The organism is Nocardia sp. NBC_01503, assembly GCF_036327755.1.
Taxonomy (GTDB): Bacteria; Actinomycetota; Actinomycetes; order Mycobacteriales; family Mycobacteriaceae; genus Nocardia.
The window spans coordinates 8,012,934-8,039,152 of the sequence record NZ_CP109596.1; the positions used below are offsets into that span (position 1 = coordinate 8,012,934).

Annotated in this window: 29 protein-coding genes; 12 read left to right on the top strand and 17 right to left on the bottom strand. The window is 66.7% G+C overall.

The features are described 5' to 3' along the window. Positions 1-190: 190 nt before the first annotated feature. Genes hisH through hisD form a run of 4 tightly spaced genes read right to left on the bottom strand, consistent with a single transcriptional unit; the run spans position 191 to position 3,937 of the window. On the bottom strand, positions 191-823 hold the full coding sequence (gene hisH, locus OHB26_RS37065) for an imidazole glycerol phosphate synthase subunit HisH (protein ID WP_330181894.1): 633 nt from the start codon (positions 821-823) through the stop codon (positions 191-193). Next, positions 820-1,434 (bottom strand): imidazoleglycerol-phosphate dehydratase HisB, encoded by a 615-nt coding sequence (gene hisB / locus OHB26_RS37070; RefSeq protein WP_330181895.1) that lies wholly within the window; start codon positions 1,432-1,434, stop codon positions 820-822. Before hisB ends, hisH begins: the two co-directional genes overlap by 4 nt. Positions 1,435-1,472: 38 nt before the next feature. Next, the gene (locus tag OHB26_RS37075; RefSeq protein ID WP_330181896.1) at positions 1,473-2,603 is read right to left on the bottom strand and encodes a histidinol-phosphate transaminase; all 1,131 of its coding nucleotides are present in this window, start codon (positions 2,601-2,603) and stop codon (positions 1,473-1,475) included. Then, entirely contained in the window at positions 2,600-3,937 is a 1,338-nt protein-coding gene (gene hisD / locus OHB26_RS37080; protein ID WP_330181897.1) for a histidinol dehydrogenase, read from the bottom strand. The genes OHB26_RS37075 and hisD overlap by 4 nt, the downstream gene beginning before the upstream one ends. Before the next feature lie 21 nt (positions 3,938-3,958). Here hisD and OHB26_RS37085 point away from each other — a divergent pair, with 21 nt between their 5' ends. After that, positions 3,959-4,126, top strand: coding sequence for a hypothetical protein (locus tag OHB26_RS37085; protein WP_330181898.1), 168 nt, complete (start codon positions 3,959-3,961; stop codon positions 4,124-4,126). Here OHB26_RS37085 and yidC read toward each other — a convergent pair whose 3' ends face one another. The 4 genes from yidC to OHB26_RS37105 all read right to left on the bottom strand — a co-directional run bounded on the left by yidC (position 4,127) and on the right by OHB26_RS37105 (position 6,718). Further along, positions 4,127-4,906: a membrane protein insertase YidC gene (yidC, locus tag OHB26_RS37090; RefSeq protein WP_330181899.1), complete on the bottom strand. Its 780-nt coding sequence runs from the start codon at positions 4,904-4,906 to the stop codon at positions 4,127-4,129. 82 nt (positions 4,907-4,988) lie between these two features. Continuing rightward, the gene (locus OHB26_RS37095; RefSeq protein ID WP_330181900.1) at positions 4,989-5,285 is read right to left on the bottom strand and encodes a DUF6412 domain-containing protein; all 297 of its coding nucleotides are present in this window, start codon (positions 5,283-5,285) and stop codon (positions 4,989-4,991) included. 66 nt (positions 5,286-5,351) lie between these two features. Next, on the bottom strand, positions 5,352-5,639 hold the full coding sequence (locus OHB26_RS37100) for a putative quinol monooxygenase (protein WP_330181901.1): 288 nt from the start codon (positions 5,637-5,639) through the stop codon (positions 5,352-5,354). 44 nt (positions 5,640-5,683) lie between these two features. Continuing rightward, a complete protein-coding gene (locus tag OHB26_RS37105; protein ID WP_330181902.1) occupies positions 5,684-6,718 on the bottom strand; it encodes an aldo/keto reductase in 1,035 nt (344 codons plus the stop codon). Between the two features lie 236 nt (positions 6,719-6,954). Between OHB26_RS37105 and OHB26_RS37110 the strand changes: the two genes are divergently transcribed. Together OHB26_RS37110 and OHB26_RS37115 are read left to right on the top strand one after the other, a co-directional pair. Further along, a complete protein-coding gene (locus tag OHB26_RS37110) occupies positions 6,955-8,394 on the top strand; it encodes an alpha/beta hydrolase (protein WP_330181903.1) in 1,440 nt (479 codons plus the stop codon). A 121-nt stretch (positions 8,395-8,515) separates the two neighbouring features. Further along, positions 8,516-9,364 (top strand): helix-turn-helix transcriptional regulator, encoded by an 849-nt coding sequence (locus OHB26_RS37115; RefSeq protein ID WP_330181904.1) that lies wholly within the window; start codon positions 8,516-8,518, stop codon positions 9,362-9,364. Here the strand turns inward: OHB26_RS37115 and OHB26_RS37120 are convergent. From OHB26_RS37120 to OHB26_RS37135, 4 genes are all read right to left on the bottom strand, one after another. Further along, on the bottom strand, positions 9,361-9,960 hold the full coding sequence (locus tag OHB26_RS37120) for a maleylpyruvate isomerase family mycothiol-dependent enzyme (protein WP_330181905.1): 600 nt from the start codon (positions 9,958-9,960) through the stop codon (positions 9,361-9,363). The two genes, OHB26_RS37115 and OHB26_RS37120, sit on opposite strands and share 4 nt — an antisense overlap. Before the next feature lie 100 nt (positions 9,961-10,060). Next, entirely contained in the window at positions 10,061-11,653 is a 1,593-nt protein-coding gene (locus OHB26_RS37125) for a serine/threonine-protein kinase (protein WP_330181906.1), read from the bottom strand. Positions 11,654-11,923: 270 nt separating this feature from the next. After that, a complete protein-coding gene (locus tag OHB26_RS37130; RefSeq protein ID WP_330181907.1) occupies positions 11,924-12,841 on the bottom strand; it encodes an arylamine N-acetyltransferase family protein in 918 nt (305 codons plus the stop codon). Between the two features lie 268 nt (positions 12,842-13,109). Next, positions 13,110-14,063, bottom strand: coding sequence for an alpha/beta hydrolase family protein (locus tag OHB26_RS37135; RefSeq protein WP_330181908.1), 954 nt, complete (start codon positions 14,061-14,063; stop codon positions 13,110-13,112). 89 nt (positions 14,064-14,152) lie between these two features. Here OHB26_RS37135 and OHB26_RS37140 point away from each other — a divergent pair, with 89 nt between their 5' ends. The 3 genes from OHB26_RS37140 to OHB26_RS37150 all read left to right on the top strand — a co-directional run bounded on the left by OHB26_RS37140 (position 14,153) and on the right by OHB26_RS37150 (position 16,397). Then, the gene (locus OHB26_RS37140; RefSeq protein WP_330181909.1) at positions 14,153-15,331 is read left to right on the top strand and encodes a winged helix DNA-binding domain-containing protein; all 1,179 of its coding nucleotides are present in this window, start codon (positions 14,153-14,155) and stop codon (positions 15,329-15,331) included. 317 nt (positions 15,332-15,648) lie between these two features. Continuing rightward, entirely contained in the window at positions 15,649-16,134 is a 486-nt protein-coding gene (locus OHB26_RS37145; protein WP_330181910.1) for a tellurite resistance TerB family protein, read from the top strand. Positions 16,135-16,217: 83 nt separating this feature from the next. Then, entirely contained in the window at positions 16,218-16,397 is a 180-nt protein-coding gene (locus OHB26_RS37150; protein WP_330181911.1) for a hypothetical protein, read from the top strand. Positions 16,398-16,453: 56 nt separating this feature from the next. On the opposite strand, the gene nadC is transcribed toward OHB26_RS37150, so the two are convergent. Genes nadC through nadA form a run of 3 tightly spaced genes read right to left on the bottom strand, consistent with a single transcriptional unit; the run spans position 16,454 to position 20,112 of the window. Further along, the gene (nadC, locus tag OHB26_RS37155) at positions 16,454-17,314 is read right to left on the bottom strand and encodes a carboxylating nicotinate-nucleotide diphosphorylase (protein ID WP_330181912.1); all 861 of its coding nucleotides are present in this window, start codon (positions 17,312-17,314) and stop codon (positions 16,454-16,456) included. 56 nt (positions 17,315-17,370) lie between these two features. After that, positions 17,371-19,014, bottom strand: a complete 1,644-nt coding sequence (locus OHB26_RS37160; RefSeq protein WP_442942805.1) for an L-aspartate oxidase — start codon at positions 19,012-19,014, stop codon at positions 17,371-17,373. A 36-nt stretch (positions 19,015-19,050) separates the two neighbouring features. Further along, positions 19,051-20,112, bottom strand: coding sequence for a quinolinate synthase NadA (nadA, locus tag OHB26_RS37165; RefSeq protein ID WP_330181914.1), 1,062 nt, complete (start codon positions 20,110-20,112; stop codon positions 19,051-19,053). 77 nt (positions 20,113-20,189) lie between these two features. On the opposite strand from nadA, the gene OHB26_RS37170 reads away from it, so the two are divergent. Continuing rightward, positions 20,190-20,978: an NUDIX hydrolase gene (locus OHB26_RS37170; RefSeq protein ID WP_330181915.1), complete on the top strand. Its 789-nt coding sequence runs from the start codon at positions 20,190-20,192 to the stop codon at positions 20,976-20,978. 12 nt (positions 20,979-20,990) lie between these two features. On the opposite strand, the gene OHB26_RS37175 is transcribed toward OHB26_RS37170, so the two are convergent. After that, the gene (locus OHB26_RS37175; protein ID WP_330181916.1) at positions 20,991-21,344 is read right to left on the bottom strand and encodes a VOC family protein; all 354 of its coding nucleotides are present in this window, start codon (positions 21,342-21,344) and stop codon (positions 20,991-20,993) included. A 123-nt stretch (positions 21,345-21,467) separates the two neighbouring features. On the opposite strand from OHB26_RS37175, the gene OHB26_RS37180 reads away from it, so the two are divergent. From OHB26_RS37180 to OHB26_RS37190, 3 genes are all read left to right on the top strand, one after another. Beyond that, positions 21,468-21,905 carry a hypothetical protein gene (locus OHB26_RS37180; protein ID WP_330181917.1) on the top strand — a complete coding sequence of 146 codons (438 nt, stop codon included), beginning with the start codon at positions 21,468-21,470 and terminating at the stop codon, positions 21,903-21,905. A 638-nt stretch (positions 21,906-22,543) separates the two neighbouring features. After that, on the top strand, positions 22,544-23,437 hold the full coding sequence (locus OHB26_RS37185; protein ID WP_330181918.1) for a helix-turn-helix domain-containing protein: 894 nt from the start codon (positions 22,544-22,546) through the stop codon (positions 23,435-23,437). After that, the gene (locus OHB26_RS37190) at positions 23,434-23,643 is read left to right on the top strand and encodes a DUF397 domain-containing protein (protein ID WP_330181919.1); all 210 of its coding nucleotides are present in this window, start codon (positions 23,434-23,436) and stop codon (positions 23,641-23,643) included. Before OHB26_RS37185 ends, OHB26_RS37190 begins: the two co-directional genes overlap by 4 nt. A 30-nt stretch (positions 23,644-23,673) precedes the next feature. Here OHB26_RS37190 and OHB26_RS37195 read toward each other — a convergent pair whose 3' ends face one another. After that, positions 23,674-24,558, bottom strand: coding sequence for a class I SAM-dependent methyltransferase (locus tag OHB26_RS37195; protein ID WP_330181920.1), 885 nt, complete (start codon positions 24,556-24,558; stop codon positions 23,674-23,676). 274 nt (positions 24,559-24,832) lie between these two features. Here OHB26_RS37195 and OHB26_RS37200 point away from each other — a divergent pair, with 274 nt between their 5' ends. Both OHB26_RS37200 and OHB26_RS37205 read left to right on the top strand, forming a co-directional pair. Further along, positions 24,833-25,651 carry a TIGR02452 family protein gene (locus OHB26_RS37200; RefSeq protein ID WP_330181921.1) on the top strand — a complete coding sequence of 273 codons (819 nt, stop codon included), beginning with the start codon at positions 24,833-24,835 and terminating at the stop codon, positions 25,649-25,651. Between the two features lie 186 nt (positions 25,652-25,837). Next, the gene (locus OHB26_RS37205) at positions 25,838-26,179 is read left to right on the top strand and encodes a hypothetical protein (protein WP_330181922.1); all 342 of its coding nucleotides are present in this window, start codon (positions 25,838-25,840) and stop codon (positions 26,177-26,179) included. Positions 26,180-26,219 lie beyond the last annotated feature (40 nt).

A 26,219-nucleotide genomic window follows, 5' to 3' on the forward strand; every position in this document is an offset into this window, starting at 1 on the left:
GGCTTCGCGCACCGCTCACGCAGCTGGGTGTAGCGCCCGATGAGGGCGGACAGATCACTGGCCATATCGACTGCTCTCCGTCCGGCGATGAGCGGCCGGACGAGCTCACCCCATCATGAGGATTCGATACGGGCAAAGGAAATACGAAACCCCCGCGCCGGGCGGGGGTTTCGGATTCGGTGCGGGCGACTCAGAGGGAGTCGACCCAGTTCCGCAGGAGTTGGGCTCCGGCGTCGCCGGACTTCTCCGGGTGGAATTGGGTGGCGCTCAGGGGGCCGTTCTCCACCGCGGCGAGGAACGGGACACCGTGCTCGGCCCAGGTGAGCTTGGCCGGGGCCAGCGGGCCGCTGTCGTCGAGCTCCCAGTTCTGGGCGGCGTAGGAGTGGACGAAGTAGAAGCGGGTGTCCTCGTCCATACCCGCGAACAGGATGCTGTCCTGCGGCGCCTTGACCGTATTCCAGCCCATATGCGGGAGGATAGGGGCGTCCAAACGCTCTACGACGCCGGGCCATTCGGCGCAGCCCTCGGTTTCGACACCGAATTCGACGCCGCGTTCGAACAGGATCTGCATGCCGACGCAGATGCCGAGCACGGGACGGCCACCGGCGAGGCGCTTGCCGATGATGCGGTCACCGCGCACGCCCAGCAGACCCGCCATACAGGCGGCGTAGGCGCCGACCCCGGGAACCACCAAACCATCCGCGTTCAAGGCGGTTTCGGGATCGGCGGTGACGGTGACCTGCGCGCCGGTGCGCGCCAGGGCGCGTGCGGCGGAGTGCAGATTGCCGGAGCCGTAATCGAGCAGGGCCAGCTTCTTGGTCACAGGCTTCCCTTCGTCGAGGGGATACCGGTCACCCGCGGGTCCAACTCCACGGCGGCACGCAAAGCCCGTGCGACGGCCTTGAATTCGGCCTCGGTGATGTGGTGCTGGTCGCGGCCGTACAGCACCCGCACGTGCAGGGCGATGCGGGCGTTCAGCGCGATCGATTCGAAGACATGGCGATTCAGGACCGTCGAGTAGGACACGCCCGGACCGGCGGAGGGAATCACGGTGTGCAGCAGGTGTTCCGGCTCGCCGGTGTGCACGCAGTACGGTCGGCCCGAAACATCGACGATGGCCTGCGCGAGAGTCTCGTCCATGGGGATGAAGGAGTCGCCGAAGCGGCGGATGCCCTTCTTGTCGCCCAGCGCCTGCGCCAGGGCCTGGCCGAGCACGATGGCGGTGTCCTCGACGGTGTGGTGCGCCTCGATCTCGATATCGCCCTTGGCCTGCACGGTCAGGTCGAAGCTGCCGTGCTGGCCGAAGGCGGTGAGCATGTGATCGTAGAACGGGACGCCGGTGGAGATATCGGTCTTACCGGAGCCGTCGAGGTTCAACTCGACCACGATGCTGGATTCACGGGTGGTGCGTTCCACCCGGGCGATTCGGTCCATGTTCGCTTCCCTGTCCACGGGGCGGCCCGCCGCCGTGCTCATCGGGCAACCACCTCGGTCGCAATAAGTTTCGCGCTCACGCGCAGGAATTCATCGTTCTCGGCGGCCAGGCCGATGGTGGTGCGCAGGTACCCCGGGATGCCGACATCGCGAATGAGCACGCCCTCGTCGAGGTAGTGCTGCCAGGCGCGCGGCGCATCGGCGAAGCGGCCGAAGAGGACGAAGTTGGCGTCGGAGGGGATGACCTCGTAACCCATTTCGGTCAGCGCGGCCATGACGCGATCGCGCTGCGCCGCCAATTCCGCGACACTGCCGAGGGTTTCATCGGCATGCCGCAGCGCCGCCCGCGCCGCGGCCTGGGTGACCACGGACAGGTGGTACGGCAACCGCACCAGCAGCATGGCATCGATGACCGCGGGCGCGGCCGCCAGATAACCCAGCCGCCCGCCCGCGAAGGCGAACGCCTTCGACATGGTCCGGCTGACAACGAGTTTCGCCGGGAACCGGTCGATCAGCGAGATGGCGCTGGGTGCGCTGGAGAACTCCCCGTACGCCTCGTCCACCACCACGATGCCGGGTGCGGCATCGAGGATCCGCTCCAGGTCGGCGAGCGGAATGCTGTGCCCGGTCGGGTTATTGGGGCTGGTCACGAAGACCACATCGGGCCGCTTCTCGGCGATCGCCATGACGGCGTAGTCGATATCGAGGGAGAAGTCGCCATTGCGCTTGGCCTCGACCCATTCGGTATCGATGCCCTCGGAGATGATCGGGTGCATCGAGTAGGACGGGACGAAACCCAGTGCGCTGCGGCCCGGTCCGCCGAACGCCTGCAACAGCTGCTGCAGGATCTCGTTGGAGCCGTTGGCGGCCCACACATTCGACACATCGACCGTGACGCCGGTCTGCCGGGTCAGGTAGGCGGCCAGATCGGTGCGCAGGCCGACGGCATCGCGATCCGGGTAGCGGTGCAGGTCGGTGGCGGCGGCGCGTACGGATTCGGCCACATCGTCGACCAGCGCCTTACTCGGCGGGTGTGGGTTCTCATTGGTGTTCAGCTGGACGGGCACCGTCAATTGCGGTGCGCCGTAAGGGCTTTTACCGCGCAGGTTCTCCCGCAGCGGTAGATCATCCAGCGAGACGACGGCTCCGGGGACGGTCACGGCATTCACCGCAGCTCTCCGAATCGCACCTGGACGGCCTGACCGTGTGCGGGCAGGTCCTCGGCATCGGCGAGCGCGACCACATATCCGGCGACGTCTTTCAGCGCCGCCTCGGAGTAGTCCACGACGTGGATGCCGCGCAGGAAGGTCTGCACGCTCAAACCCGAAGAGTGCCGGGCACATCCGGCGGTGGGCAGCACGTGATTGGAGCCCGCGCAGTAGTCGCCCAGGCTGACCGGGGACCAGGCGCCGACGAAAACCGCTCCGGCACTGCGTACTCGGGCGGCGACGGCGGAGGCGTCGGCGGTCTGGATCTCCAGGTGCTCGGCCGCGTAGGCGTTGACCACCCGCAGACCCTGGGTGATGTCGTCGACCAGTACGGTGCCGGACTGCTTGCCGGACAGCGCCTCGGTCACGCGATCGTGGTGTTTGACCACGGCCATCTGCGCGGTGAGCGCCTTGTCCACGGCATCGGCGAGTTCGACGCTGTCGGTGACGAGCACACTCGCGGCCAGCACATCGTGCTCGGCCTGCGAGATGAGGTCCGCGGCCACATGCGCCGGATCGGCGGTGGCATCGGCCAGAATCGCGATCTCGGTGGGTCCGGCCTCGGCGTCGATGCCGACCAGGCCGCGGCAGAGCCGTTTGGCGGCGGTGACATAGATATTGCCCGGCCCGGTGATCATGTCGACCGGTTCCAGCTGCGCGTCATCGGTATCGATACCGCCGTAGGTGAGCAGGGCCACCGCCTGCGCACCGCCGACCGCCCACACCTCCTGGACGCCGAGCAGTTTGGCGGCGGCCAGAATCGTCGGGTGCGGCAATCCGCCGAACTGTGCCTGCGGCGGTGAGGCCACCACCAGCGAATCGACGCCCGCGGTCTGCGCGGGAACCACATTCATGACCACGCTGGACGGGTAGACGGCATTGCCGCCGGGCACGTACAGCCCGACCCGTTCGACCGGAATCCACCGTTCGGTGACGGTGCCGCCGGGTACGACCTGGGTGGTCTTATCGGTGCGCCGCTGATCGCCGTGCACCTTGCGGGTGCGTTCGATGGCGACCTCGAGGGCGGTGCGCACCATGGGATCGAGCTCTTCGAGAGCGCGGTCGAGTTCGGCGGCGGGCACGCGCACCGAGGCGGGTCGCACGCCGTCGAACTTCTCGCTGAACTCCAGCGCGGCCTCGACACCCCGATCGCGGATCGCCTCCACGACGGGCCGCACATGATGCAGCACCGAGTCCACGTCGACGCCTCCACGCGGCAGGGCCGCGCGCAGTTCGGCAGCAGTGGGAGTACGTCCGCGCAGATCCACGCGGGCGAGCTCGATGCGGCTTGTCATAGCGCTGTCAAGTCCTTGTCTGTGCTGATCATCGAAGGGGTCCGCCGGGCCGTCGAAACGGCCCGCGACCAGCTACCAGACTATCGGGTCCGGGCTACCGCCTATTCGCCGGGACGACCGGGGCCGGTGACCACCATGGTGTTCACCGTGGTCGATCCGGACCGGCGCACGGCTGTCGCACTCGGCTGATTACGACACGGGCGTGACCGCGTCGGCGGCAGCCTCGGCGTCGAAACGTCGGTAGACCAGGTGCTGTTGAGCGAAGGTCCAAGCGTTCTGGATGACGAAGTACAGCAGGATCGCCACCGGCCACAGCACGCCCGTCACGAGGGTTCCGATGGGGAAGACCCACATGGACAGCAGGTTCATCACCCGGGTCCGATCCGTTTCAGGAGCGACTTCACGCTGTCGAGCCGCGGAGAAACGAGCCGTGAAATGGGTGGCGATCGCGGCGATGACCACCAGTGGAATCACCACCGCGGTAACCGAACCGAGAGCGTCACCGGCGTGGGACAGGCTCAGTGAGAGGGGTGCGCCGAAGAGTTTCGCCTGTAGGAACGACTGCACCTGTTCGGTTGAGAACACGTAGTTCGCTGTGCCGGCGTGGAAGGAATTCAGCACGTGGAACAGGCCGATGAAGACCAGGATCTGACCGATCATCGGCAGGAAGCCGAGCAGCGGATTGAACCTGTGCTCCTGCTGTAGCTTGCGTACCTCCTCGGCCTGCTTCTGCCTGTCGTCCTTGTACTTGCGCTGGATCTCCTTCATCTCCGGAGCGATCTTGGCGAGGGTGCGCTGGAATCTCAGCTGTGCCAGGAACGGGCGGATCAGCAGCGCGCGCAGGGTCAGCACGAGGAAGACGATGGCCAGCACCCAGGCCAATCCGCTGGAGGTGCCGAGCACCGCCGCGAAGGCCGTGTGCCACAACCAGAGCACGCCGGAGACGGGGTAGTAGATGAAGTCGAGCATGGGAACCTCACTGCGAGGCACCCGCGTGACAACGCGGGTGGAGCGATTCAGGGCAGCCGCGGACCCGATCGTGCGCACACGATCAGGCCGGGCAGGCTCCCGGCGCTCGCGGCCGAGGCCGCCCCGCGGTATCCGGATTGCTCTGTCGCAGAAACGCTCCGCGGCGTCGTCGCTCCGCCGACTCCGGTAGTCCGACACTCGCGACGGCCCGCAGCACCGGCCCGCGCGCCGCGATAGCCGCCGCCGTCAACGCGACCAGCGCGGCGGCACCCAGCACGATCAGCGAGTTCGGCTGCGCCGCTGCGAGGTAGAGCACGGCCCACGCGGCGACGACGAGGGCGCACACGAGCACCACAGCCGTCCGGATCCGCGTAACCATGGCCTCGACACTACCCACAGATCACCGAACCGGCCGGGCCTGTGACCCGATCGGTCGGCGCCGCGGTCATTCGGCGACGAGCCGCCGGATGATCATCGGCTCGGCGAGGATGCTCTCGAGGACACCCGCGATATGCCGGAAGTGCGGGGTGGTGAAGTGCTCCTCGAGGTCGCCGGCGCTGGCCCACTCCTCGACCACGACCATATGGGCGGGTTCGTTCGGGTTGCCGAAGGGCTGATAGCTCAGGCAGTTGGGCTCGGCGAGGGACGGTTCGATCATGGCCTCGAGGGCGGTGCGGAGGCGGTCCTCGTGGCCGGGGAGGGCGCGGAGTTCGGCGACGACGTGCAGGGACATGGGGTTCTCTTTCGAGGGATGGGATATCTGTGCCTGGCTCGATCTCAGGCGCGGTTGGGGCCGGTGCCCGCACCCGTTGTGGTGATGGCCGTGGCGATTTCCCCGAGGTCGGCGGGGGTGAGCTCGAGGGTGAGAGCGCCTGTCCAGCCGTCGATTTGGGCGGCATTGCGGGCTCCGACAATGGCGCCGGTTATTCCGGGCCAGGAGTTGACCCAGGCCAGCGCGACCTCGGCGACCGTCACACCGTGGCGGGCGGCGATGGGGCGCAGGGCGTCGACCAGGGCCAGATTGGCGGGCAGGCCGGTGGTGAAATCCGGGCTGGCGGAACGCCAGTCGTCGGCGGCGAGTTCGCGGTCGGCGGTGAAGGCGCCGGTGAGCAGGCCGGAGTGCATCGGCGAATAGACGATCACGCCGGTGGAATGCTGCTCCGCCCAGGCGATTTCGGGGGCGGAGGAGCGGTTGATCGCGGAGAACGGCGGCTGGATGGCATCCACGTGCGCCACGGCCTCGGCCCGATCCAGTTCCGCCACCGAGTGATTGGAGAGGCCGATGGCGCGGACCTTGCCCTCCTTCTTGAAGTCGGCCATCAGCTGCCAGTACTCCTCCAGCGGGGTGGGCTGCACCAGGCTCTCGCCCTCGCCGCCGTAGACGAAGACCGCGCCGGTGTCGGGCCAGTGCACCTGGTAGAGGTCGATGTGGTCGACGCGCAGGCGGCGCAGTGACGACTCCAGTTCGGCGCGAATGACCTCCGGTCGCATGATGCGGCGCGGCGGACCGGAGCGGTCGTCGCCCTCCTCCCAGATGAGACCGGTCTTGGTGAACAGGTACGGCCGGTCGGCCTCGGGCAGGTCGGCGAGCGCCCGGCCGACCAGGGTTTCGGCGTGGCCGAGACCGTACGCTGCGGCGGTGTCGAGCCAGTTGAGGCCGCTGTCCACCGCGTGCCGGATGGCGGCGATGGATTCGGCGTCATCGGTGGCACCCCACGAGTACTCCCAGCCGGGGCCGGCGATCACCCAGGTACCGAAGCCCAGCGGGGTGATATCCATACCGGTATCGCCGAAGGGGCGGGTGTTGCTCATGCGAATCTCCTGTAGAAATCCTGTCGCGGCGAGCCGCGGGGCCGGATCCGTTCCGGCTGTGAGCACTACTTTCGTACGGTGCGAGCACGGTAAACAGTGCCGCGCGAGCCTGGGCACGGCATGACCAGGATGCGACCGTGGAGGCAGGACGGGACAGCTCCGGAGGGTGATGCGGGCGGGTGCGCGAGGTTCCTAGCGTCGACGGGGTGAAGAGCACATATCGTCTCGGAGCCCTTGTGGCACTTACGGTTCTCTCGGTCTCGACGATCTCGGCCTGCCGCACCTCCCCCGCCGCGACGGCGCTGGAGTGGCAGAGCTGCCGGGGCAGCGGACTCGATCCGCGACAGGAGTGCACCCGCATTCAGGTGCCGCTGGACTACTCCCATCCAGACGGCGAGCAGATCACCCTCGCCGTCTCCCGTATTCGCAGCGCGCATCCGGAGTCCAGGCATGGCGTCATGCTGCTGGTGCCCGGCGGCCCCGGCGGGCCGGGCCTGAACCAGCCGAGCACCGCGAGCGCGAAACTTCCTGCGGCAGTGCGTGATATCTACGATCTGGCCAGCTTCGACCCGCGCGGTTCGGGCGAGAGCACCACTGCCGATTGCCGACTGGACCCCGATGACCTCGTCCTGGAGCGGTTCCGCGGCTGGCCGCGCGGCGATGGGGATATCTCGGCGAATATCGCCGTCTCCCAGCGAATCGCGAAGGGCTGCGCCGATAACGGCGGTGCGCTGATGCGCTCCATGGGCACGCGCACCGAGGCCCGCGATATGGATCGCGTTCGAGCGGCGCTGGGCGAGAACACGATCTCGGCGTGGGGTGAGTCCTATGGCACCTACGCGACCTCGGTGTACGCGACGCTGTTCCCGGAGCGGACCGATCGAATCCTGTTGGACAGCAACGACGATCCCGCCCCCGAACGGGTGGAGCGGGAATGGAACGCCAATTACGCGGTCGGGGTGGAGGATCGGTTCCCGGATTTCGCGCGCTGGGCCTCGGATCCGGCCAACCCCGACCGCGTTGCCGATACGCCGGAGGCCGTCCGCACCGAATTCCTGGACCTCGCAGCGCGACTCGACAGCGCACCGCTCCCCTGGCCGGGATCGCGACTGGGCCAACTGACCGGCAATGGCCTGCGGCAAATGCTGCTGGACGCCCTCTACCGCGATGATCGCTTTCCCGATCTGGCGCGAATGATCCGGGCGGCCGCGGCATCGGCCACGCTGCCCGAGGCCGAGCCCGGCCCACCGGAGCGCGTCGTCCAGCAGCGCACCGCGGTCGCGGTGGGCACCATCTGCAATGACGCCGCCTGGCCCACAACGATTTCCGACTACGTGGGCGCGGTGGCGAAGAGTCGCGCCGAGCATCCCCTCACGGCCGGGCTGCCGCAGAACGTCTCCCCCTGCACGTTCTGGCCCTACCCGGCCGCCGAGAAGACGGTCGTCACCCCGGACGGCCCGTCGAATGTGCTGATGATCCAGAACCTGCGCGATCCGGCCACGCCGTACGGCGGCGCGCTCAACCTGCGCACTGCCTACGGCGACCGCGCCCGCATGATCACCGTAGGCTCCGGCGGTCACGGCGCCTACCCGTCACCGCTGTCCTGCGCGAACGAGGCCGTCGAACGATTCTTGCGCGACGGCACCCGCCCCGACCGGGACCTGACCTGTCGCTGACCACCACGCCCGAGCCCATGCGCACCAGGCCCTTTCGTCAGGCGGGGCAGGCAGCTCCAGCTCGGAGCCTGGGCATGGCGTGACCAGGAATAGACGTGGGCGAGCACGCGATACTCATCGCATGACCTTGGACCGGCGTGCCGAACTCGGTGAATTCCTACGCTCGCGGCGGGCTCGATTGAGTCCGCAGGAGGTGGGGCTGATCGATCATGGGGCGCGGCGGCGGGTGCCCGGCCTGCGGCGCGAGGAGTTGGCGCTGCTGGCCGGGGTGAGTGTCGATCACTATGTGCGGTTGGAGCAGGGGCGCACACTGCACTTCTCGGAGTCGGTGCTCGATGCGGTGGCGCGGGCACTGCGCTTGAATCCGGTGGAGCGAGAGCACTTCTACCGGTTGGCGCGGCCCTGGTCCGGTGCGGAGCAGCCCGGGGAGCAGCAGGTCCGGCCGGGATTGCGGCGCTTGCTGGAGTCGGCGGCGGATGTGCCCGCGTATATCGTCGGCCGGGGTACCAATGTGCTGGCGTGGAATCGACTGGCGGCGGCGCTGATCACCGACTTCTCGGCGCTCCCGCCGCGCGAGCGGAATCTGGCGCGGCTGGTCTTCCTGGATGAGGGCATGCGCGAGCTGTATGAGGATTGGCCCGGCAAGGCCGCCGATGTGGTGGCGTATCTGCGCCTGGACGCCTCACGCAATCCCGGCGATGCCGGCATTGCGGATCTCATTGCCGAACTGCTCGACTCCAGTGCGGAGTTCCGCGAGCACTGGGATGAGCACGCGCTCGAGGACAAGACGCACGGCCGGTACGTGTACCTGCATCCGGTGGTCGGCCGTATCGATCTCGGCTTCGAGACCCTGCGCCTGCCGGACGATCCCGATCAGGGCTTGATCGCGCATACCGTCGAGGCGGATTCACCCAGCGCCAACGCATTACAGTTGCTGGCGAGCCTCGCCGCCGAGACCCGGTCCGTCTAGCCGCAGCGCACCCGCAGTTCGGGAACACCGTCGCCGTCGAGATCGTCCAGCGCGACGGTCCGCCCGACCATGGCCAGCGCCAAAGCCTCGCCCGGACCGCGCACCAGTGGTCCGGAGCCACGCGACCAGTCGGCGTCGGTGGCCTCCCAGCGCAGCCCCTTCAGGTACCGTCCGGGCGAGGCGAACGGGTCGGGATGCTCGAGCACCGCGATCAACCGTTCGGCCGGAATCTTGCGCTCACGCCCCAGCGGGCGGCGAATATCCTGCTGGTGCACAAAGGTATCCGCGAGCGCGGTCTTGGGCATGTACCGCGAGAACCATCCGTTGGCCTTTTCCAGCCGATCCACCAGTTCGGCATTGGGAAGCGTCGAAAAGTGCTCCACCACTGCGGTATTGGTGCCATTGACCGATCCGGCGCGCAATCCCATCAGCAGATAGCTCGGCAGCCCGACCGAATCGGTCTGCAAATGCCCGACCACATCTCGCACCCGCCAGCCCGCACAGAGCGACGGCGTCTCCCACTCCTGATCGCTCAGCGACCGCAATAGCTCGACCAGTTCCCCGCGCTCATCCCTGAGCAGCTGGCGCACGTTCATATCGAAAGACTAACCACTCCGGCGATTCCGTAACAGGCCCTGAAAAAGCAGTGCGCCGCACCGGGATTCCGGTGCGGCGCAGTGACTTAGCTTGTGCGAACTACATCTTGGTATCGCTGTCGATCTTCAGGGTGCCGCCGCCCGCGTCGATCACCCGCAGGGTGAAGGACTTGGTCTGCCCACCGGCCGAGACGCTGCCCACCGAGATATCGGCCGAGCCATCGGAATTCACGCTGTCCGAGGCGCCGCGCGCACCGGTGATGGTGGAGTACCGCTGCACCCGATTATCGGTCCAGTAGGACTGGAAGCCCGACTGGCTGCCGTACACCTGCTGCGCTGCGGGGGTGAGCTTGTTCCACGCATCGCCGAAGCTCAGGTAGACCAGGCCGTCGTAGAACGCCTGGACGGCGTCCGCGCCGTTCTGCACGCTCACCTGTCCGGCGCTCTTGGTCTGGCCGAGCGCGCCCGCGGTGCCCTTACCGGTGGTGGTCTGCACCGCCGCCTTGGTGGCGCTGGTGTCACCGGACGGACCGCCGGAGTTGTCCGAGCCCGAGGAGCTCAGAATGCCCGCGACCACGGCGCCGGCCACGACGACCGCCGCGATCAGGGCCGCCCATACGATCTTCTTGTTGGAGCGCGGTTCGATATCCGGACGCGGAGTGGAGCGCGTCGGCGGACCGCCGTCGACGGAAGGCCGCGGCGGCGGGGTCTCCAGCAGCTGCGCCTGACTCATGGCGCCGGTCGGAATATCGGCATTGGCGCCGCGGCGATCCATCTGCCGGGTATTGCCGCGCTGCGGCGCGGGCCGAGTACCGACCGGTTTCGCTGGAGGCGGGGTCAGGGCCCCACTACGGCGCGCGGCCATCACCCGGGTGGCCTCGGCATCCGGACCGATCTCCGCGAACTCCGCCATGATGTCGCGGACCTCGGTCATGCTCGGCCGATCCTCCGGCTCGAAGCTGAGCAGGGCCAGCAGCAGATCACTCAGCGGTCCGGCATTGCGCGGCGTGCTGATCTGACCATTGGCCGCCGCATAGAGCAGTGCGAGCGGATTCGGGTTGGTGCCGTACGGCGGTTCACCCTCGAGAGCGTGGAAAAGTGTTGCGCCCAAGGCGAATACGTCGGCGGCCGGGCTCGGTTCGGCGCCGCGCGCGACCTCGGGTGCGAGGTAGGCGGCGGTGCCGGAGATGAGTCCGGTGGCGGTCAGGGTGACGTCACCCTTGGCCTTGGAGATGCCGAAGTCGGTGATCTTCACCGCCCCGTTGTCGCCGAGCAGGATATTGCCGGGCTTCACATCGCGATGCACGATGCCCACCCGGTGCGCGGCGATCAACGCCGACGCGACCTGCTCACCGATGCGAGCGACCTGCGGCAGGGGCAGCGTGCCCTGCGAGGAGAGCACCACCGCCAGACTCTGCGACGGCAGGTACTCCATGACGAGGCATGGGTCGCCCTCGTGCTCGGTAATGTCGAACACCACGATGGCGTTGGGATGCTGGAAGCGAGCGGCATTGCGGGCCTCACGGGCAGCGCGCTGACGCACGATGTCCTTGTCGGCCGCGGACAGGCTCGGCTGGGTGATGATCTGTTTGATCGCCACCGAACGCTCCAGCCGCTCGTCGACGGCTCGCCAGACGACGCCTGTGCCGCCGCTACCAATCCGTTCGACCAGGCGGTAATGCCCTGCGATCACTTGGCCGGTTTCGATGGCACTACTCCGAAATTCTGCGCGATGGTGACTGTGACGACGCGGTTGCCCGCGTGTTTCCCCGCATGAGTGTAGCGGGCCGTAGGCGTCGCGCCGACGTCAGCGTGAGATATGAGCGAGATCTCGGTGAGATCAATGCCGCAGCCAGGTGACGTTTATGTGACCGGCCACGTGAATCTGCTGCTCAGAGTAGTTCCATGACATGACAGCGAATTCTGCCGCATAAACTCGGATCTCACCGCGTGGGACGGGATTTCAGTTCTCGCGTGTCGCGGTGGGTGGATTCAGCGGCGCCGCGGCGCGATCCGCCGTGGCGGCGGGCCATTCCGCGCGGGTGAGCTGCGCCGCATCGGCGTCGGAGAGTTCGATGTCGAACACCTCGCTCAGCGCCTTGGGCAGCTCCGCCGCGTCCAATTCGCGAACTTCGCCCGTTCCGTCCGGATAGCCGATTGTCCAGGTGGTGCCGTCGATCTGATGATGCACGTCGGACAGGAAGCGCTGGATGAACGGACGCGCGGTGAACGGTGACCGCGGTGAAGTCGAGACGAAGTGATTACCGACCGTGTAGTCCGCTCGATACTGCGGATTCGGGCTGAAGGTATAGCGATCCACCCAGCCGTCCCGGCCGAACTGGAAGAGCGTCCAGAGCTCACCGCCGAGTGCGTCCGCACCGAGCTCGAGGCGGTAACGCCATGCGCCGAGCGAGAATTCGCCGCGATCGGCGGTGAGTTCGATCGGTTCGAGCGGCCCCGACCCGAACCCGACATCGCAGAGCCAGGCCCGCTCGTCATCGACCGGGCGCACGCGCAGCAGGGCGTGCGTGGCGGGGCGCAATCCACTGGCGCCCATGGTGACTCGGCCGGAGATGCCGGTGAATACGAAGCCGAAACGCTCGAGCGCCGCGGCGAACAGGAGCACGTTCTCGTAGCAGTAGCCGCCGCGGCGCTGCCGGATCAGCTTGTCCTGCAACGACTCCAGATCCAGCGGCACACCGCGGCCGAGGATCGACTCCAGATTCTCGAACGGGATGGTGGTGGTGTGCGCCCGGACGAGAGCTCGGAGTGTGGCCAGGGTGGGCGTGCGCTCACCGGTGAATCCGATGCGGTTCAGATACGCGTCGAGATCCAGCTCCGCACCGCTCCACAGATAGGACGGATCCACCTGGTTCGTCATCACGGCCTCCATTTTCATTCAGGTTCTTCTGCGCCAACTCGCCACAACACGAAGATGTTCCGATTTTGGGCATTCTTCCCAAGTTTGCCCGGAGATCACTGGACGCCACCGACCGGGATCGTCCGAGACGGCATATCCGGATTTCATGGACACCGTGATCGCCGCCCCCTAGCCTCAGCCCAGGATCGCGCTGCTGGATCGGTTGCGGCTGCTCACGATTCGTGAGTTCGCCACCCACCGGCGGTCAGCGCCGATTGAGCGGATCGAATCAGTTGGCGCACTTGGAGTTCGGCGGCGGCGGGGGCGCGGTGTTGATGCCGTTCGCGGTGTCGACCAGGAAGTCAGGGCCCGGCGGCTCGGTATCGAAGAGCAATCGCTGTACGACACAACCGGATTCGTAGAAGACCGGACCGAGTCCGTGTCCGGCGGGCGCTACGCTGCCGTCCAGGTCACGGCCGCTCATAATGGTGTACATCGAGACCGGTTTTCCGGCGGCGGCCAGGGCCGCGCGCATCTCCAGCGTGGAGCTGAACGGAACGAGGCTGTCGGCGGTGCCGTGCAGAAGTACGGTGCGCCGCACATTGATTCGAGCCGCCTGCAGTGCCGGGGAGCGAGCGGCGTACGCACCGGGACAGGCCAGCGGGCCGCAATCCCCCGCATCACGCTCGATCTGCGGGCGCAGCCCCGGACCCGCGAGCGGGGCCTCGGCCCAGGACAGGAAGTCATCGGCCTGGCCGAAGGTGTCGACCCAGTAGTCGTAGGTCCCCGGCGGGGCGTAGGCGGCGGCCAGGCCGCTGGTCAATCCGCCCTGGCTCCAACCCCACAGCAGGGTGCGGCCACCGGGATGTTCACCGCGATACCACTGGGTCGCGGCCACGACGTCCTGCCAGCCCGCCCAGACATTCCAGTCGCCGGTGCGCCAGCGTCCGGTGTCCGAGCGCTGGTCCATGGTCAGCAGGGCCGCGTTGGTCTGCCGGGCGATCGAGGCCATGTACTCGGGGAAGTCGGCGGCGCTGCCCGCATGCCCGTGCACCGCCACGATCAGATCCCCGGCGGCGCCCTCGGGCTCGTACACCCGCCCGGTGGCCTGTTCGCCATCCACGGTCAAGGTCACCTCGCGGACCGCGACCGGCTGCTCGGCCGAGACCTCCGGCGCGGCGATCAGCAGAGTGGTGAGAACGCCGAGAACCGTGCCGCACATCGCCCATCGCCGACCTGACATGGCCGAATCATGACATGTGGTCGACACCGGTTCGCGGACCCGGCGGCGGATGTCGGTCGAATGTCGTACTCGGCGGCTAATATTCGCCCATGCGTTCGATGGATGTTGCGGAGCGGCGGGCTCGGGTCGGGGTACGGCATCGGCTGGCCACGGCCGAACGCACCGATGATGTGCAGGCGATCGTGCGGTCGCTGGTGGTGTTGCACGCCACCGACCCGGCGACGGTTTTCCTGTCGGTGGCCGCGCGCAGCCGGGGTCTGGAACCCGGGCATGTGGAGAAGGCGCTGTACGAGGACCGGACGCTGCTACGCATGCTGGCCATGCGGCGCACCATGTTCATCGCACCGATCGAATTGGTTCCGGCGCTGCAGGCGTCGTGTGCGGACGCGCTGGCGCATAAGCAGCGCAAGACCTATGGGCGGTATCTCGAGAGCGCCGAGGGAGTGGACGGTGATGTGGCCGCGTGGCTGCGCGAAGTAGAGGCCGAGACGCATGACGCACTGCTGACGCGCGGCACCGCCACCGGGGCGCAGCTGAGCAAGCTGGTGCCGCGGTTGCGCACGCAGGTCGATACCGCGCCGGGCAAGTCGTACTCCAAGCCGACCAGCATCACCACCTGGGTGCTGGTGATTCTCGGTGCCGAGGGCCGCATTGTGCGCGGGCGGCCCAATGGGAGTTGGAGCAGCAGCCAATACACCTGGGCGCCGATCGAATCCTGGCTGCCCGAGGGTATTCCGGCGCTCACCGCCGAGCAGGCGCGCGCCGAGCTGGTGCGAAAGTGGTTGTCCGCCTTCGGTCCCGCGCCGGTGAGCGATATCAAATGGTGGACGGGCTGGACCCTCGGCGAGGTCCGCAAAACCCTCGCGCAACTCGATACCGCCGAGGTGGACCTCGGCGGTGGGACCGGGGTGCTGCTCGCCGAGGATCTCGATCCCGTGCCGACTCCCGACCCGTGGGTCGCCCTGCTACCCGCCCTCGATCCCACACCGATGGGGTGGCAGTCCCGCGACTGGTATCTGGGCGAACACGGTCCGGCGCTCTTCGACCGCAATGGCAATGTCGGCCCGACCATCTGGTGCGACGGCCGCATCGTCGGTGGTTGGGCGCAGCGCCCCGACGGCGAAATCGTCTGGCGGCTACTGGAAGATATCGGCTCCGAGGCCGAATCCCGCATCGAAGCCGAAGCCGCCCGCCTGACCACCTGGTACGGCGACGTCCGCCCCATCCCCCGCTTCCGAACTCCCCTGGAACGCGAACTCACCGCCTGACAAAGCCCGCGCCAGCCCGGCCCGAACCCTTCCCACGCGGCACGAATCCCCGCATAAGCCCGACGAGAATCCCCCGCCACCCCGGCACGAACCCTCCGTCATCCCGGCATGTTTTTGGCCGGGATCCACATTCCTCAGCCGAATCCCGCACGGCCGGAACCGTTCTCGCGCCCCGCCAATCAGCGAATACTGTGGGTTCGCACACGGATTTCCCAGTCTTCACCAGGTGTCCGACTGTTAGGGTCTGTTCGTACATCTGCACAGTCCGGACACCGACGCGGGATCCGTGAGTCCGGGAGATCATTTCGGAGTGTGTCATGGCTTTCCTGAACCGCCTGGTTCCCCATTCGATCTCCCTCGGCCGGTTGCCCGAGCAGACGGTGCGCTGGCGGGAGCAGTTGCTCACCCAGCGAAACGAGTTGCGTAGTGGGTCATTCCGGGATGCCACCGTCGGTCTCTGCGCCCTGGTGGCGGCGGCGGACGGCGGTGTCGATCCCGAACATCGGGCGCGGGTGGCCCAGCGCATCGGAGCGGATCCGGCGCTACAGCAGTTTCCAGCCGATGAGCTGCGAAATCTCTTCGAGGACAATTGCTCTCGCATGAGTATGGATCCGGCGTTCGGCCGCGCCTATGTAATGGCGCAGATCGCCAAATGCACCGATACTCCCGTCGAAGCGCGGGCTGTAATGCAATTGGGAATCATGATCGGTGCGGTGAATGGCGGGCTCGATGCCCACGAGGTTGCCGCCGTCCTGGAGGCTTGTCAGGTGCTGCACCTGGATTCACACGAATTCGGCGTGTAAAGACCGCTGGATACCGCTTTACATCGCTCGGTGAATATCGCACCCTTGGTGAGTTTGGATTCCGAGCGAGGAGTGCGCGCTGTATGGCGATCCAAGGTTTTCTGAATATCTTCTTCGATACCGTGGCACCGAATAGGGGTTGGCGGTACTGCGCGATGTGCGATGGCCAGGGCGATTACGGCCTGGTCAACGGCGTGGTGCAGTGGTGTTCGGTATGCGGTGGCACCGGCTGGATTACCGAGGCCCCGCAATACCGCCGCTGAACCCGCAGCGAAATTCCTGGTTGAATTCGGGAATCTCGGACATTTCGGATTGCGATTCACATATCCAAACCCAGGTCCAATACTCGGACCGAATGGGTGAGTGCGCCGACCGCGAGATAATCCACCCCGGTGCCCGCGTACTCCGCAGCCACATTCAGCGAAAGACTGCCCGAGGATTCCAGCTTGGTCCGCGGTGAGCGATTATTGCGTCGCTGCACCGCGGCCTGGGTGGCCCAGAGCGGGAAATTGTCCAGCAGCACCAGCTGCACATCCTCATCGAGGATGGCATCGAGCTGCTCCAGGCTGTCCACCTCGACCTCGCATTCGATGGTCGGATTCAGCTCGCGCACCGCGCGCAGCGCCGCGACCACCGAACCGGCGGCCACCACATGATTGTCCTTGATCAGCGCGGCATCGCCGAGCCCCATGCGGTGGTTGACGCCGCCGCCGGTGCGCACCGCGTACTTCTGCAGGGCGCGCAGACCCGGCAAAGTCTTGCGGCTGTCGCGAATCCGGCAGTCGGTGCCCGCCACGGCATCCACCCAGGCGGAGGTCGCCGTCGCGATTCCGGACATATGGCATACCAGATTGAGCATGGTGCGCTCCGCGGTGAGCAGGCCACGCGTCGGCGCGACCAGACTCAGTACGGTATCGCCCGGCTGCACCCGGGTGCCGTCCGCGACCCGGCCGGTGACCTCGTAATTACCCGCGCCGATCACCTCATCCAGCACCAGCAGCCCGACATCGAGTCCGGCGACGGTACCGGGCTGGCGGGACACCATATCGGCCTTGGCCACCGCATCGGCGGGAACCGTTGCGGCCGTGGTGATATCGGGCCCGTAGCGCAGGTCCTCGTCGAGAGCCCGGCGAATGAGCGCGATCACCTCGTCGCGATCCAATCCGGCGTCGAGAGACATTGCGGCACTCCTTCTTCAGTGTGTGATCGCGCTGGATCACCGAGCGAATGCGGGTACTAGTGAGCGGCGGGGCAGGCGTCGCGATGCCAGGACGGCGTCATACCGGCGCCATCGGTGATCAGTTGCGGGCGGCCGTCCGAGCCGAGGCGCACCGCGATACTGCGGCGCTGCTCCTCGCGCGGATCCGGATGGTCCGAACGGGTGTGGCAGCCACGGCTTTCGGTGCGTGCGGCCGCTGCGAGGAGTAGGGCGCGCGCGGTCAGGGTGAGCGCGGCGTCCTCCAGATCCCGAAGTACCGCGGCCGGGTCATCGGCCCGCACATCGGCACTCTCATCGGCTTCGCCGCCGGTGATCAGACCGACCAGTCGCAGCACCGCGGCGCGCAGGCCGTCACCGTCACGGACGACCGCGGCGTGCTCGGACATCAACTCCTGCAACAGTTTCCGGTCCGCGCGTGGGAGCGCGGCGACTCCGGCGAACTGCCTGCCCGCGGGAATGCGCTCGGCTCGGCCGAGTCGTTCGACGGCGGCCGCGCCGGCGCGTTCGCCGACCACCAGGCCCTCGAGGAGACTGTTGGAGGCCAGACGATTGGCACCGTGCAGTCCGGTCCTGGCGACCTCACCCGCCGCGTACAGGCCGGGAACCGTTGTGCGACCGCTGGTATCGGTCACCACACCACCGCACTGATAGTGCGCGGCGGGTGCGATGGGGATGAGATCGACGCGCGGATCGATGCCGACGGCCAGGCAGGAGGCGGTGATGGTCGGGAAGCGCTTCTCGAAGCCCTCGACGGCGCGGCCGTCGAGGTATACGTGATCGGTGCCGAGTTCGTGCATACGCGCGGCAATGGCACGCGACACCACATCGCGGGGTGCGAGATCGCCGCGCGGATGCACTCCGGCGGTGACCGAATTCCCTTGGGAATCCACCAGAATCGCGCCCTCACCGCGGACGGCCTCACTGATGAGGGGCCTGCGGCCCACACCGCCCGGGGTGAACAGCACGGTGGGATGGAACTGCAGGAACTCCAGATCCGCGACCACGGCTCCGGCGCGCAGAGCCAGGGCGATACCGTCGGCGGTGGCTCCGGGCGGGTTGGTGCTGCACGCGTACAGCTGCCCGAGACCACCGGTGGCCAGGAGTACGGCGGGTGCGTGCACCATGCCGAATCCCTTGTCCGACACCGCGATAACGCCTTGCACCCCATCCGGGCCGGTCACGATCTCGACCACGGCGGCGCCGAAGAGCACCGGTAGTCCGGCCGCGTTCAAGGCCCGCTGCACCTCGGCTCCGGTGGCGTCGCCGCCCGCGTGAATGATGCGCCGGGTGCTGTGGCCGCCCTCGCGGGTGCGGGAGACCTCGCCGTCGCGACCTTGATCGAAGACCGCGCCGAGATCGGTCAGCGCGGCGACCGCGTGCTGGCCGCCCTCGACGATCGAGCGCACCGCCTCGGGATCGCAGAGTCCGGCCCCGGCGATGACGGTGTCCTGTACATGCGATTCCACCGAATCACCGTGCGGCGCGACCACTGCGATACCACCCTGCGCGTACTGCGTGGAGGTGTCGGTGGCCCCGCCCTTGCTGAGCGTGAGGACGCGCAGGCCGCGCAGTGAGGCGGTACGCGCCGCGGTCAGTCCCGCGACACCGCCGCCCACCACCACGAGATCCGCTTCGGCCTCCCAGGTGAGGGAAATACTCACGGCTGTCACCCTTTCCGGCGAACGACCGAGCTTCGACTATTCCCCGCCGCCGGGGTTGCCGATCTCGATCATGCGCTGCACCGAATTGCGAGCCAGCGCAGCGGTTTCCGGGTCCACATGCACCTCGTCGCGGTTCTCCACCAGGCAGCGGAGCAGGGCGGCAGGGGTGATCATCTTCATGTACTGGCAGGAGGCGCGGTCGTTGACCGGCTGGAAGTCGATGCCCGGGGCGGCTTTTCGCAGCTGGTGCAGCATGCCGACCTCGGTGGCGACCAGAACCTGATTCGCTGTGCCCTTTGTGTCGCTGCGCGCCGCCGCCGCCTTCGCGGCGTCGATCATGCCGCCGGTGGACAGGATGTGCACCCGCTCGGCCGGGAACTCGCCCGCGCCCGCCAGGTAGAGAGCCGAAGTGGCGCAACCGCATTCGGGGTGCACGAAGAGTTCGGCATCCGGGTGGCTCTTGGCCTGCGCGTTGAGCTCATCGCCGTTGATACCGGCATGCACGTGGCATTCGCCCATCCAGATGTGCATGTTCTCGCGGCCGGTGATGCGCTTGACGTGCGCGCCCAGGAACTGGTCCGGCAGGAAGAGCACCTCGCGGTCCGGGTCGATGGAGGCGACCACGTCGACCGCATTGGACGAGGTGCAGCAGATATCGGTGAGCGCCTTCACCGCGGCGGTGGTGTTCACGTACGAGACCACGACGGCGTCGGGGTGTTCGGCCTTCCACTCGCGCAGGTCGTCCGCGGTGATGGAGTCGGCGAGCGAGCAGCCCGCGCGCTGATCCGGGATCAGCACGGTCTTTTCCGGGCTGAGGATCTTGGCGGTCTCGGCCATGAAGTGCACGCCACAGAAGACGATGGTGTCCTCGGGCGCTTCGGCGGCGATCCGGGAGAGCGCGAGGGAGTCGCCGACATGGTCGGCGATGTCCTGGATCTCGGGGAGCTGGTAGTTGTGCGCCAGGATCGTCGCATTGCGCTCACGCGCGAGTCGCTTGATCTCCTGCGCCCACTCGGGGGTGGCGTTGACGCCGGTGTACCCCGCGGGCCCGTCCACAATGCGCTCGGTGAGCGGCATCGTCGCACCTAGTGCAGCCATGGGATGGCTCCTTCTCTCCTGCGGTCGGCCGCTTCGCCGATTCGCATACAACCGGTTTTCGACTTAGAATCGAAAACGTGGCCCATCGTAGCACTGTTCACGAAACGCTCACCGCCGTGTTCCAGGTTCGCCGCTTCCCCGACAGAATCAGCGCAGGTCAAAGCGATTCAATCGGTGCGGAAGGTGGTATCGGCGGCACAAGGACCGCTGCCGCGCGCAAATCCGCGCCCACCGGACGCGGTACCGCCGAACTCGCCGTACTGCTGTGGGAACGCGCACTGGACCCCGCGATCGGCACCTGGTCACTACCCGGCGGCAAACTGCGCGACGGTGAGGACCTGGACGCCTCGGCGGCCCGCCAGCTCGCCGAGAAGGTCGATGTCCGCGAACTGACCCATCTGGAACAGGTCTGGGTATTCAGCGACCCGAATCGAGTCCCCGGCGACCGCCGTATCGCCTCGGCCTACCTCGGGCTGGTCCCCCTCACCGCCGAACCGGCCCTGCCCCCGGACACCCGCTGGCATCCGGTCTCGGCCCTGCCCGCCATGTCCTTCGACCACGGCGGCATCGTCGAACACGCGCGCAACCGCCTGGCCGCGAAACTCTCCTACACCAATATCGCCTTCGCGCTTGCCCCCGAACGATTCACCATGTCCACCCTGCGCGAAATCTACTGCGCCGCACTCGGATACGACGTAGACACCACAAACCTCCAACGCGTTCTGACCCGCCGCGGCGTCATCACCCCCACCGGCGCCACCGCCTCCCCCGGCCGCGCCGGCGGCCGCCCCGCCGCCCTCTACCGCTTCACCGACTCCGAAATCCGCGTCACCGACGAATTCGCCGCCCTGCGCCCCCCGAGCTGACGGACGATCCTGTCAGTAGTACTGAACCAGGCAGAATTCATGGCCTTCCGGATCGGTCATGACAACGACCACGCCTTCGGCATAGTCGTGTCGTTCTCCGGTGAACCGACCACCGAGCGCGATGACCTGGGCGATACCCGCCTCGATGTCAGCAACGGCGACATCGAGGTGCAGGCGCACCTTGCCGCGCTTGCGCGCGGTCACAGGTTGAAAAACGAGGCGAGGCAGCGCATCGCCGGCATGCCCGAGGTAGACCCAACCGGGCTCGGACGCCCCACGCGGACGGTCCAGCAGCACACTCCAAAAGGTCGCCACCCGTTCGACATCGACACAGTCGACGGTCACTCCGACCCAGCGATTCGCCATATCGCGGTCCTCCCCTTGTTGTCGACGACCGCGGCTCGGGACGGCGAATGCTGAACGGCCCTTCCTTCGCATGATTGGATGCATCGTGTTGTGGAGGTTTCGGAACTGACGATCGGGAGCGCGATGCCAGTCGAGATTCGTGAGCATTTCGGCCGCAATCGGTATCCGGGCAGGGTGGTGGGGTTCCGGTCCTCGAGGCCGGGCCATCTCGAAGCGCTCACCATGTTGACCGGACGCAGCGCCGCGTCCAAAGCCCGTGTGCTCGAACCGATCCGGCACGGCAATATCGTACTTCGGACCCGCGCACCGTTCGATACCCGCGCCGGAGATGTCCGCGACTGGATCATGTTGTCCACCTACCGGTCCGACGGAATGGCGATCGAGCCGAATTACGAGTTCACCAGGGTCGTGTTCGATACCGCCGATCCCCTCACCGAAATGTGGGAGGCTGCCGATCCGAATTATCGAGTCGCTGCCGCTTCGGTCACCTTCGACAATGGCACGGCGACAACGAGAGTCGTGTCCCCCGAAGGTGCCATTCCGACCAGCGAAAGGGAGTGAAGTCCCACTCGACCCCATCGTTCTTCGTCTCCGTGGAGCACCGGGTGTGTTACCAGATGTTCCATGTCGTTCGCAGGGAGGTGGGGTTGCGGGAGCTCCTCAGAGTGCTGGATTCACTCTCCAAACGTACGACGCGCCTGTCGAAATAGGCTTTGGCTGAGCATGTTTCGGCGTCGCAGGCAGCGTGAGCGACTCGGCCTCGTCGTGCTACTTCGAGGTTCATTACCGGGTAGTCCGGCGGCTCGTGGCTCAGGGCCATGGGGTCACTTCCTCTTCGAGGTCGAAGGATTGGCCACCAACAGTCGAGCCTCGACCAATCTTGCGATTGCTTGGCGTTTCCTGGGGCACGCCAACATCGCGCAGTATTCGTGTGCTCGCATAGCCTCCCGCGCGTCGGCGAAGGTCATCACAGCGACGGGCTGATGGTTCTCAATTGCAGTGCCTGACATCGGGTTTCACTTCCCATCGGTCGGTTTTGGCGTGGTGAATCAAGTAGACACCCGCGTACGCGAAACTGGATATGCCAATTCGCCGATTCTGAGTGATTTACCTCAGACTTTCTGTACGGTCACCTCTATCTGAAGACAGCCACTTGATGGCATCCAGAAACCGGGTCACTGCATAGTGAGGCTAACGACATGAGCGTTACCGGGAGCACCCTTGCGCGTCGTGCGTTCGGGCGGGAGTTGCGCCGACTGCGAACAACCAAGAACATCCAAATGTCCGAAGCGGCAAGGGCCGCAGAGACTTCCCCGCAATCCATCAGCCGTACGGAGGACGGCGTCTTTACGCGGCTCACCTCATTTCAGGTCAACGCCCTGTGCGATATGTACGGCGCGAACGACGACGAACGGAAGATGCTGCTGGCGCTACTCCAGGAGGTTCGGTCCTCGCGTGAGCGCGGCGGCGGCTGGTGGCGGGCATACGCCGATGCCCAGATCGCCACCGGGTTCGACCACTTCCTGTCCCTGGAGGAATCCGCAAATCGGTTCACCGCGTGGAAGATCGGCGTCCTGCCCGGAATGCTGCAGACCTCCGAGTACCGCCGGGCGCTGGCATGGTCCGAAATACCGCCGCTGACCGCAGAGGCCATCGAAGGCCGAATCGAACTGGCCACGCGCAGGCAACTTCGCTTGGAAGACCCGGACTTCTCGATGATCGCGCTGCTCTCCGAGGCGGTACTGAGAGAGCAGGTCGGCGGGCGGTCCGTGATGGGTCGGCAGTTGGCGCATCTCGCTGAAGTGACTGAACTGCAAAATGTTTCACTGCGCGTAGTCCCATTCACCGCCCCGCGGCATCTGGGCATTCTGGTTGGATCGTTCAGCCTTCTCGAGTTCCCGGAACTCCCGCAGTCGAAGCTGACCAACCCGCCGATCGTCTATGTCGAAGAGTATGCGGGTGATCTCTACCTGGAACGCGAGGCTGAAGTGCGGCGATATCGGGATGCGCTGCGCGAGATCGGGCAGGTAGCGTTGGACGAAGTTCGGTCCAGGCAAATGATCCTGGCAGCAGCAAAGGAGCTCGGCGAGTGAACATCGACCTTTCCGGAGCCAACTGGTTCAAGTCCACCCGGAGCGGATCGGGCAAGGATTGCGTGGAAGCCGCGCATTTGAACGGGGGCGCGGTCGGAGTACGAGACTCGAAACTCGGTGACGCCAGCCCGGTCCTGGTTTTCCCTCCGGACGCGTGGGACAACTTCAACGACGCGATCAAAACGGGCTGGTTCGACCAGCCCTGACCGTCCCCCAACAGCTGTTATCGGAGATCCTCAGCGGCCCGCCCGCAGTATGCGGACCGGGCGAAGTGCCTGGGGCGGTTCGCCTTCGAAGTCCGCGGATCCGTCGAGGTACCCGGTGATGAGGTCCGTGGCGGGGCGGTCGTCGATGTCGGTGAAGCCGAGTTCGCGCAGCTGTGCGGCGAGGTCGTCAGGAGCGAAGTAGCTGAACCAGGGTTCGCCGACAGCTGCCGCGTGCTGGGCGCGCGCCTGCAATTGGGCGCGATCTTCGTCGGCGTCTGCCAGGTAGTCGAAGATCACCTCGGCCGACTCGGATTGGCCCGCAATGTATTCCAGGGTGGCGCGGGCGGCGTCCGGGGTCAGATAGAAGACGACACCGAGCCAGACGAAGACAGCCGGATCGGTCCGGTTGAATCCGGCGGACTCCAATCGTGTTGCCAGCGTGTCGGTTTCGAAGTCGACCGGAACGAACGTCAACCGCTCGGGCAGGTCGATACCGGAGGCGGCGAGGCGCTGGTGTTTCCACTCTTGGGTAGCGGGATGGTCGACTTCGAATACACGCAGGCCGGGATGCGGGTTGCGGTAGGCGAAGGTATCCAGGCCCGCGCCCAGGATCACGACCTGCCGAACTCCGGCAGCGACGGCTTCGGCCACGCGATCCTCGGCGAAACGGGCACGAGCGGCGAAGAACAGGCGGCGCGGCCGATCACTGACGCCCAGCCGCAGGATTCCCGAGTCGACATCACTATCGGGAAGATCCGCCGCGGGCCGACCGAATTCGGCCAGCTCATCCACGGTCACACCCAGCAGGCGCGCTGCCAGCGGATCGGTGAGAATCCTTGGCCGGTCAGCGATTTGATGATAGGCACGGGCATAGGCCGTCACGAGCGCCGTCCGACTGGGTCCCTGATTCTCCATACTCGAGACGCTACTCATGAAGATGGCACGAGCACCGTGAACTCGGTCATACATCGTCGACATACGCTCCGAGAGCCGAACTCATCGCACGGCCAGGCAAGCCGAAGTGCGGATACCAGTCCTCCGCTAATCTCGGCTATCGTGCCAACACCTTTTCCCTTGGTCGATCCGTACGCCTGGCGTGGTTGGCGGAGCTGCTGAAAGTCGATGTGTCGCAAATCCGTTCGTATGGCGAGGGCTGACGGGCCTATCCAGCCATGAGAGCATTGGGGACGTGACCGAACACCTGCGAGCCATCGCCGCCGACAACGAGCGGATCATCGCAGCCGGCGGTTACCGGACGCCCGGCGGACACTATGTGTCGTTGACATCGAGGGTGCGGGCCGCCGTCCAGGGCACTCGGATGTACGGTCCCGAACCGGTCCCGATCATCACCCGCGGCGAGGCCACCACCGTCATCTCGGTGACCGGGGAGAGCAGCCTCGCCGCGGCGCGCCGAATGCTCGACACCGATCCGGAGCCGGTCGCCGTCCTGAATTTCGCGTCCGCCCGCAATCCCGGCGGCCATTACCTCGCTGGCGCTCGCACCCAAGAGGAAGCCCTGTGCCGAGCGTCGGCGCTGTACACCACGCTGCTGGCCGTGCCGCAATACTACGAGCATCACCGCGGCACACCGGACCCGTTCTACAGCGACCGCGTGATCCTGTCTCCCGCCGTGCCCGTCTTCCGCGACGACACGGGCATCCTGCTCGACGACCCCTATACGGTCGGCTTCCTCACCTGCCCGGCACCCCGAACCAACGTGATCGCGCAGGAGCTACCGGGCGAGGCGTATCGAGTTCCCGAGGTGCTGGCCACGCGTGCCGAGCGCATTCTCGAAACAGCCGTCGACTACCGGCGTTTGGTGCTGGGAGCCTGGGGCTGCGGCGCCTACGGCAACGACCCGGGCATGGTGGCCGGTGTCTTCCATGCACTGCTGGCCGATGGTGGGCGGTTCAACGGGCACTTCGACGAGATCACTTTCGCAATACTGGACCGGACTGCCGGCGAGACCACCCGCACCGCCTTCCGAACCGTCCTCGCGGCAGCGTAGGGACTGTGGACACCGGATGCGGATTTCGGCGGCTGGATGCACTGCCGTGCGGCCGACTGCCACCAGTGCTGGCACGAATGGCCGCGGCTGACCACCACGAAGTCGAACACTGGCTGACAGGAACGTCCTCTCCTGCCGCGTGGCGCGCGGTTCGAAGCGGCCATGCGGCATTACGGAGGTCAGACGATGACCATCGGGATCGGCGTGATCCTCGGCGCCTTGTTCGTTGCCATCGCGATCGCAACTCTTGCGCTGGCGTTTCCGACCAGCCGAGGAGAGTCACTCCGACGGGTACTCGCCGCAGGAGGACTGGCGGTAGGCCTCATCGGCATCGTCCTCGTGCTCACGGCCCAGGCAGCGGCCGAAACCAAGATCGCATTGGCATCCATGCATGTCGTGGCCGACAGCAGCCTTGCCGGGGCACGCCGAGCGTTCCGCTGGATGCGGGGCGGATCGGTTCGGGCGCACCATCATTCGACGGCCGCCGCACCAGCGCCGGTACCCGCCACGTGGGGTCCAGTGGCGTAACGCGAATTGACGCCCGGCGGAGTTCGGCGACCTCATTTAC

Coding starts and splice junctions, on each gene's coding strand:
- hisD (WP_330181897.1), bottom strand. CDS start 3,937: ATGACAAGCCGCATCGAGCTCGCCCGCGTGGATCTGCGCGGACGTACT.
- OHB26_RS37115 (WP_330181904.1), top strand. CDS start 8,516: ATGACCTTGGACCGGCGTGCCGAACTCGGTGAATTCCTACGCTCGCGG.
- OHB26_RS37140 (WP_330181909.1), top strand. CDS start 14,153: ATGCGTTCGATGGATGTTGCGGAGCGGCGGGCTCGGGTCGGGGTACGG.
- yidC (WP_330181899.1), bottom strand. CDS start 4,906: ATGCTCGACTTCATCTACTACCCCGTCTCCGGCGTGCTCTGGTTGTGG.
- hisB (WP_330181895.1), bottom strand. CDS start 1,434: ATGGACCGAATCGCCCGGGTGGAACGCACCACCCGTGAATCCAGCATC.
- OHB26_RS37105 (WP_330181902.1), bottom strand. CDS start 6,718: ATGAGCAACACCCGCCCCTTCGGCGATACCGGTATGGATATCACCCCG.
- OHB26_RS37150 (WP_330181911.1), top strand. CDS start 16,218: ATGGCGATCCAAGGTTTTCTGAATATCTTCTTCGATACCGTGGCACCG.
- nadA (WP_330181914.1), bottom strand. CDS start 20,112: ATGGCTGCACTAGGTGCGACGATGCCGCTCACCGAGCGCATTGTGGAC.
- OHB26_RS37135 (WP_330181908.1), bottom strand. CDS start 14,063: ATGTCAGGTCGGCGATGGGCGATGTGCGGCACGGTTCTCGGCGTTCTC.
- OHB26_RS37130 (WP_330181907.1), bottom strand. CDS start 12,841: ATGACGAACCAGGTGGATCCGTCCTATCTGTGGAGCGGTGCGGAGCTG.
- OHB26_RS37145 (WP_330181910.1), top strand. CDS start 15,649: ATGGCTTTCCTGAACCGCCTGGTTCCCCATTCGATCTCCCTCGGCCGG.
- OHB26_RS37175 (WP_330181916.1), bottom strand. CDS start 21,344: ATGGCGAATCGCTGGGTCGGAGTGACCGTCGACTGTGTCGATGTCGAA.
- OHB26_RS37120 (WP_330181905.1), bottom strand. CDS start 9,960: ATGAACGTGCGCCAGCTGCTCAGGGATGAGCGCGGGGAACTGGTCGAG.
- OHB26_RS37185 (WP_330181918.1), top strand. CDS start 22,544: ATGAGCGTTACCGGGAGCACCCTTGCGCGTCGTGCGTTCGGGCGGGAG.
- OHB26_RS37100 (WP_330181901.1), bottom strand. CDS start 5,639: ATGTCCCTGCACGTCGTCGCCGAACTCCGCGCCCTCCCCGGCCACGAG.
- nadC (WP_330181912.1), bottom strand. CDS start 17,314: ATGTCTCTCGACGCCGGATTGGATCGCGACGAGGTGATCGCGCTCATT.
- OHB26_RS37195 (WP_330181920.1), bottom strand. CDS start 24,558: ATGGAGAATCAGGGACCCAGTCGGACGGCGCTCGTGACGGCCTATGCC.
- OHB26_RS37180 (WP_330181917.1), top strand. CDS start 21,468: ATGCCAGTCGAGATTCGTGAGCATTTCGGCCGCAATCGGTATCCGGGC.
- OHB26_RS37095 (WP_330181900.1), bottom strand. CDS start 5,285: ATGGTTACGCGGATCCGGACGGCTGTGGTGCTCGTGTGCGCCCTCGTC.
- OHB26_RS37205 (WP_330181922.1), top strand. CDS start 25,838: ATGACCATCGGGATCGGCGTGATCCTCGGCGCCTTGTTCGTTGCCATC.